Genomic DNA, 6,737 nt, shown 5'->3' on the forward strand with positions numbered 1-6,737 from the left:
GCGGTGTATCAGTGACAGATGAGCAAGCTGACCCACCGCTATCGCAGGCAAGCCAGCTCCCACATTGGATCTCTGGTGTCCTTCAGGGCGCATAAAAAAGCCCCGCCTGATCTCTCAGGCGGGGCTTTTTAGTCGCTGCTGGAATCAGACGAGAGGTTTGGTCTCGTGTTCTGCTTCCTGTGCAGCGGCGGCTGCCGCGGCTTCAGCTTCCTTGCGACGACGACGCACTTCACGTGGGTCGTTCGGCGCACGGCCGTTTTCGGTCAGGGCGCTGGCCGGAGCGGCTTCGACCACCACGGCGGCGACCTCGGCAACCACTGCCACTTCAACCACTGGCGCAGGCTCGACTACCGGTGCAGGTTCAGCCACGGGTGCAGGTTCTGCAACCACGACTTCTTCGGCCACCGGAGCCGGCGCTTCTTCTACCACTGGGGCAGGCGCTGGCGCTTCAACCGGAGCGGCGGGTTCGGCAGTCCACTGGAAGGCGGTCTGTTCTTCACGAACTTCGCGCACTTCTGGGGCCGCTTCGACAACCGGGGCTTCAGCCACTGGCTCAGGCTCAACCACTGGGGTTGGTTCAACCGCAGCCACTTCAACTTCTGGCAGGGTTTCCTGTACCGGTGCGACTTCCACTTCGGCAACAACCGGTGCTTCGATTGGCGTGATGGCTTCCACGACTGGCGCTTCAACAACCGGCGCTTCTACCACTGGGGTTTCGGCGACTGGCGCTTCAACGGCAGCGGTTTCTTCGACGGCAGCGGTAGCACGTTCAGCTTGCTCGTGGGCCTGGGCTTCAGCAGGCGCGCTGATGACCGAGCTGGCAACGGCGGCGGTTACGGCCAGGCCGGCAGCCAGTTCGCTGCCAGTGGCTTCGCCGGTAGCCGCTTCGGCGTTCTCGCCGGCTTCTTCCGAACCTTCGATCACGTTGCCGTTGGCATCACGCTGACGCTCACGACGGTTGCTGCGGCGACGCTGGCCACGGGAGCGGCGGCGTGGGCGATCGCCTTCGGCGCCGTCCTGACCGTCTTCCTGCGACTGCTCTTCAGCGGTCAGCACTTCTTCGTCTTCGCTGGCAGCGGCTTGCTCGGCACGCGGCTGACGCTCTTCACGCGGTGGGCGTGGAGCACGTTCTTCACGTGGTGCGCGCTCTTCGCGTGGCTGGCGAGCCGGGCGCTCTTCAGCGACAGCGGCGGCGCCTGCAGCGGCAACAGCCGGTGCTGCGTCCAACGGCTCGCGCAGTTCACGTACACGCTCTTCACGCTCGCCACGTGGCTTGCGATCTTCACGCGGGGCACGTGGCGTACGTGGTGCGCGCTCTTCACGCGGTGCACGTTCTTCGCGGGCTACGGCCGGGGTTTCTTCACGGGCTTCGCGTGGGGCACGTTCTTCACGCGGTGCGCGTTCTTCACGTGGCGCACGCTCTTCGCGCGGCTTGCGTTCTTCGTCACGACGACCGTTGCGGTTACGGCTCTGTTGACGGCCGTTGCGACGTTCTTCGTTGCGCGCTGGGCGCTCGGCGGCGGGTTTTTCAACCACCACCGGTGCAGCAGGCTCTTCCTTGGTGGCGAACAGGCTGACCAGCGACTTCACCAGGCCTTTGAACAGGCTTGGCTCAGGCAGGGCGGCCGGAGCGGCAACCGGGGCGGCAACTTCGGTCGGAACCGGTGCGTTGGCGCGGGCTGGGGCAGTCTTGACCGCGGCTTCCTGGCGAACCAGAGTGCGGGTCGCGGCGGCTGGCTGGACTTCTTCCACTTCGGCAGCGGCAGCGGCGATTTCGTAGCTGGACTGGCCGCTGTGGGCTTCCGGGCTGTCGTCGCGCAGGCGCTGCACTTCGAAGTGCGGCGTCTCGAGGTGATCGTTCGGCAGGATGACGATACGGGCACGGGTGCGCAGTTCGATCTTGGTGATCGAGTTGCGTTTTTCGTTGAGCAGGAAGGCTGCAACCGGGATCGGCACTTGCGCGCGGACTTCGGCGGTGCGGTCTTTCAGGGCTTCTTCTTCGATCAGGCGCAGGATCGCCAGGGACAGCGATTCAACGTCACGGATGATGCCGGTGCCGTTGCAACGCGGGCAGACGATGCCGCTGCTTTCGCCCAGGGATGGACGCAGGCGCTGACGGGACATTTCCAGCAGGCCGAAGCGCGAGATACGGCCAACTTGTACGCGGGCACGGTCGGCTTCCAGGCATTCGCGGACTTTTTCTTCCACGGCGCGCTGGTTCTTGGCTGGGGTCATGTCGATGAAGTCGATCACGATCAGGCCGCCGATATCACGCAGGCGCAACTGGCGGGCGATTTCTTCAGCCGCTTCCAGGTTGGTCTGCAGGGCGGTTTCTTCGATGTCGCTGCCTTTCGTGGCGCGCGCCGAGTTGATGTCGATGGACACCAGGGCTTCGGTCGGGTCGATCACGATGGAGCCGCCGGAAGGCAGTTCGACGACGCGCTGGAAGGCGGTCTCGATCTGGCTTTCGATCTGGAAACGGTTGAACAGCGGCACGCTGTCTTCGTACAGCTTGATCTTGCTGGCGTACTGCGGCATCACCTGGCGGATGAAGGTCAGGGCTTCGTCCTGGGCTTCAACGCTGTCGATCAGCACTTCGCCGATGTCCTGGCGCAGGTAATCGCGGATGGCGCGGATGATGACGTTGCTTTCCTGGTAGATCAGGAATGGCGCGGAACGATCCAGGGACGCTTCCTTGATGGCGGTCCACAGTTGCAGCAGGTAGTCGAGGTCCCACTGCATTTCTTCGCTGCTGCGGCCCAGGCCGGCAGTGCGCACGATCAGGCCCATGTCGGCCGGTGCGATCAGGCCGTTGAGCGCTTCACGCAGTTCGTTGCGTTCTTCGCCTTCGATGCGGCGGGAAATGCCGCCGGCACGCGGGTTGTTTGGCATCAGGACCAGGTAACGGCCAGCCAGGCTGATGAAGGTGGTCAGGGCTGCGCCCTTGTTGCCACGCTCTTCTTTTTCGACCTGGACGATGACTTCCTGGCCTTCGCTCAGGACGTCCTTGATGTTCACGCGGCCTTCAGGCGCTTTCTTGAAGTATTCGCGGGAGATTTCTTTGAGGGGCAGGAAGCCGTGGCGCTCGGAGCCGAAATCGACAAAGGCAGCCTCAAGGCTTGGTTCGATGCGAGTGATCTTGCCTTTATAGATATTGGCTTTTTTCTGCTCGCGTGCACCGGATTCGATGTCCAGGTCGTAGAGGCGCTGGCCATCTACCAGTGCAACACGCAACTCTTCGGGTTGAGTTGCGTTAATCAGCATTCTTTTCATGTTGTACCGTCGGTTTCCGGGCTGCCGGAAACGGCGTTCGGCACACACGACTTCTCACGGTCGGTGTCAGGTGCGTCAAGAGTGGTTGGCCACTCCAGTGTCCAGCAAATACAGGCCAATTGGGCCGGTATCGCGACGGACGCGTCCTGCTTGTTAGCGGTGGTGACAAAGGCACCACTTCAACAAAAGCTAAGGTCAGGAGGAGGAATCAACCGGCGACTGTGGACGAGATGAAGCGTCTAAATATAAGCCTAGTGCTACACGGTCCGACGGTTGTGCATCTCCACCCTACACGTATCCCTGATAATTCGGGTGCTGCCGCGCGCAGAATCCGCAGCGGGTTGGCATTTACCGTGTGCTCCAATGGGGAGCACACGCTCATGGCTAAACAAGACTGGGTGTGGGCGACTGCGCTCTCACTCAGCTCTTAACAGGCGTTGTTTCCGAAGCATTCGCCATGGTCTGGCTCAAGACTGACTGCACTTTGTGAACTGGCCGTAAATATCGGCGCAAAACGCGAGTATTCACTCTGCTTTCTGCACTCGCTTCAGGCCTCATGTCACCTGCGCTCGTTACAATCCTGAGCCTTCCAAGGTGGCGAAAGCCCCGTAGGACGGCCTCGCGTCCTGATGAATTGCGATGGTCAGGGCCGGCTGTATGCCGCATGTCCTCTGGCCAGGCCGCTTTTGGCGGCGTTCGCGACTATAGCAGCAATGATTAAGTGCTTCAATTCCATAAAAAATTGTTATCATCGCCGGCATGACGACTACCGCCCCCCAGACCCCCAGCGTCCAGCTGCTTGAGGTCTCGCCGGAATATGCCGGCCAACGCATCGACAATTTTCTCCTGGCCAGGCTCAAAGGCGTGCCCAAGACCTTGATTTACCGCATCTTGCGCAAAGGTGAAGTGCGGGTGAACAAGGGCCGGATCAAGCCCGAGTACAAGCTGCAGGCGGGCGATATCGTCCGCGTGCCGCCGGTGCGCGTGCCCGAACGTGACGAGCCTGTGCCCTTGGCCCAGGGCTTGTTGCAGCGCCTGGAAGCCTCGATTGTCTTCGAAGACAACAAGCTGATCGTAATCAACAAGCCCTGCGGTATTGCCGTGCACGGTGGCAGCGGCCTGACGTTCGGCGTGATCGAAGCCTTCCGTCAGTTGCGCCCGGATGCCAAGGAGCTGGAATTGGTCCATCGCCTGGACCGTGACACGTCCGGCCTGCTGATGATCGCCAAGAAGCGCAGCATGTTGCGCCACCTGCACACCGCCCTGCGTGGCGATGGCGTGGACAAGCGCTACATGGCGCTGGTGCGTGGCAACTGGGCCAGCTCGATCAAGAGCGTGCGTGCGCCCTTGCAGAAGAGCAACCTGCGCTCCGGCGAACGTATGGTCGAAGTGGACGAGGAGGGCAAAGAAGCCCTGACCCTGTTCAAGGTGCTGCGCCGCTTCGGCGACTTCGCCACGATGGTCGAGGCCAAGCCGGTGACCGGGCGCACCCACCAGATTCGTGTGCACACCCTACACGCCGGGCACTGCATTGCCGGTGACACCAAATACGGTGACGAGGACTTCTCCAAGGAGATCCGTGACCTGGGCGGCAAGCGCCTGTTCCTGCACGCCTACATGCTCACTGTGCCGCTGCCTGATGGCGGCGAATTGAAGTTGCAGGCCCCGGTCGATGAGATGTGGGCCAAGACCGTGGAGCGTTTGAGTGTCGCACCTTGATTACAAGCTGCTGATTTTTGATTGGGACGGCACCCTGGCCAACTCGATTGGCCGGATCGTCGAGTCGATGCACGCCGCGTCGACCCGCTCGGGTTATGCGCTGTGCACGGATCACGCAGTCAAGGGCATCATTGGCCTGGGCCTGCCCGAGGCGATCCGCACCTTGTACCCCGAGATCAGCGACCCTGAGCTGATCGCGTTCCGCGAGCATTACGCCGATCACTACATTGCGCTGGAGGCCGAGCCTTCGCCGCTGTTTGAGGGTGTGGTGCAGTCCCTGGCGGCGTTCCGTGCCGAGGGCTACCAACTGGCCGTCGCCACCGGCAAGGCCCGGCGCGGCCTGGATCGTGTGCTCAAGGCCCACGGTTGGGAAGATTATTTCGACATCACCCGTGCTGCCGATGAAACCGCCAGCAAGCCGCACCCGCTGATGCTCGAGCAGATCCTGGCCCATTGCGGCGTCTCGCCGCGCCAGGCGCTGATGGTGGGCGATGCTTCCTTCGACCTGATGATGGCGCGCAATGCTGGCATGGACAGTGTCGCGGTCAGCTATGGCGCCCAGGCTGCCGAGGCCTTGCAGCAATACGAGCCGCGGCTGACGATCGATCATTTTTCCGAATTGCAGGCCTGGCTCGGCCGGGCCCAATAAGTCTTTGCTGGGGTTAATGGCATGAGTGATGAGTGGAAAGCGCCTGAAAAGGCCCAGAGTGGTGACGACAAGAGCTGGAAGCTGCTGGAGAAGACTCTCCTGGCCAGCGTCCAGGAACAGCGTCGTTCGCGGCGTTGGGGGATTTTCTTCAAGCTGCTGACCTTCACCTACCTGCTCGGCATGCTGGTGTTGTTCAGCCCGCTGGTGGACATGGAGAAAAGCGCCACCCGTGGCAGTAATTACACCGCCTTGATCGAAGTGCGTGGGGTGATTGCCGACAAGGAGTCCGCCAGTGCCGACAATATTGTCGGCAGCCTGCGCACCGCGTTTGAAGATCCCAAGGTCAAGGGTGTGATCCTGCGCATCAACAGCCCTGGCGGCAGCCCGGTGCAGTCAGGTTATGTGTATGACGAGATTCGCCGTCTGCGCGCCCTGCACCCGGATACCAAGCTGTACGCAGTGATTTCCGACCTGGGTGCCTCCGGCGCCTATTACATCGCCAGTGCCGCCGACCAGATCTATGCCGACAAGGCCAGCCTGGTGGGTTCCATTGGTGTGACGGCGGCCGGCTACGGCTTTGTCGGCACCATGGAGAAGCTGGGGGTGGAGCGTCGCACCTACAACTCGGGTGAGCACAAGTCGTTCCTTGATCCGTTCCAGCCGCAGAAGGCGGATGAAACCCAGTTCTGGCAGGGCGTGCTCGACACCACCCATCGCCAGTTCATCGCCAGTGTGAAGCAAGGGCGTGGCGATCGGCTGAAGGATAAGGATCACCCAGAGCTGTTTTCCGGGTTGGTCTGGTCGGGCGAGCAAGCGTTGCCGCTGGGCTTGATCGATGGCCTGGGCAGTGCCAGTTCGGTGGCGCGGGATGTGATCGGCGAGAAAGAGCTGGTGGACTTTACCGTGCAGGAATCGCCATTTGACCGGTTCTCCAAGAAGTTGGGTGCCAGTGTGGCGGAGAAGCTCGCGCTGTATATGGGCTTCCAGGGCCCGGCCCTGCGCTGAAATCTCAGGTGTAGCACAGTTCAAAATGTGGGAGCGGGCTTGCTCGCGAATGCGGTGTTTCAGTCGCCTGATGTATTGACTGGCCCACTGC

At 61.8% G+C, this 6,737-nt stretch carries 4 protein-coding genes; 3 read left to right on the forward strand and 1 reads right to left on the reverse strand.

The features are described from left to right. Window positions 1–144: 144 nt before the first annotated feature. Complete coding sequence (rne, locus tag NUV89_RS26390) at window positions 145–3,273, reverse strand: ribonuclease E (RefSeq protein WP_257783631.1); 3,129 nt, start codon at window positions 3,271–3,273, stop codon at window positions 145–147. 759 nt (window positions 3,274–4,032) lie between these two features. Here rne and rluC point away from each other — a divergent pair. The 3 genes from rluC to NUV89_RS26405 are packed head-to-tail and all read left to right on the forward strand — an operon-like array spanning window position 4,033 to window position 6,646. Continuing rightward, the gene (gene rluC / locus NUV89_RS26395; protein WP_071483181.1) at window positions 4,033–4,992 is read left to right on the forward strand and encodes a 23S rRNA pseudouridine(955/2504/2580) synthase RluC; all 960 of its coding nucleotides are present in this window, start codon (window positions 4,033–4,035) and stop codon (window positions 4,990–4,992) included. Next, the gene (locus NUV89_RS26400; RefSeq protein ID WP_257783632.1) at window positions 4,979–5,641 is read left to right on the forward strand and encodes an HAD-IA family hydrolase; all 663 of its coding nucleotides are present in this window, start codon (window positions 4,979–4,981) and stop codon (window positions 5,639–5,641) included. Before rluC ends, NUV89_RS26400 begins: the two co-directional genes overlap by 14 nt. 21 nt (window positions 5,642–5,662) lie before the next feature. After that, on the forward strand, window positions 5,663–6,646 hold the full coding sequence (locus tag NUV89_RS26405) for a S49 family peptidase (RefSeq protein WP_257783633.1): 984 nt from the start codon (window positions 5,663–5,665) through the stop codon (window positions 6,644–6,646). The last annotated feature ends 91 nt before the right edge of the window (window positions 6,647–6,737 follow it).

Origin of the sequence: Pseudomonas sp. 18.1.10, assembly GCF_024655625.1 — a bacterium.
GTDB lineage: Bacteria > Pseudomonadota > Gammaproteobacteria > Pseudomonadales > Pseudomonadaceae > Aquipseudomonas.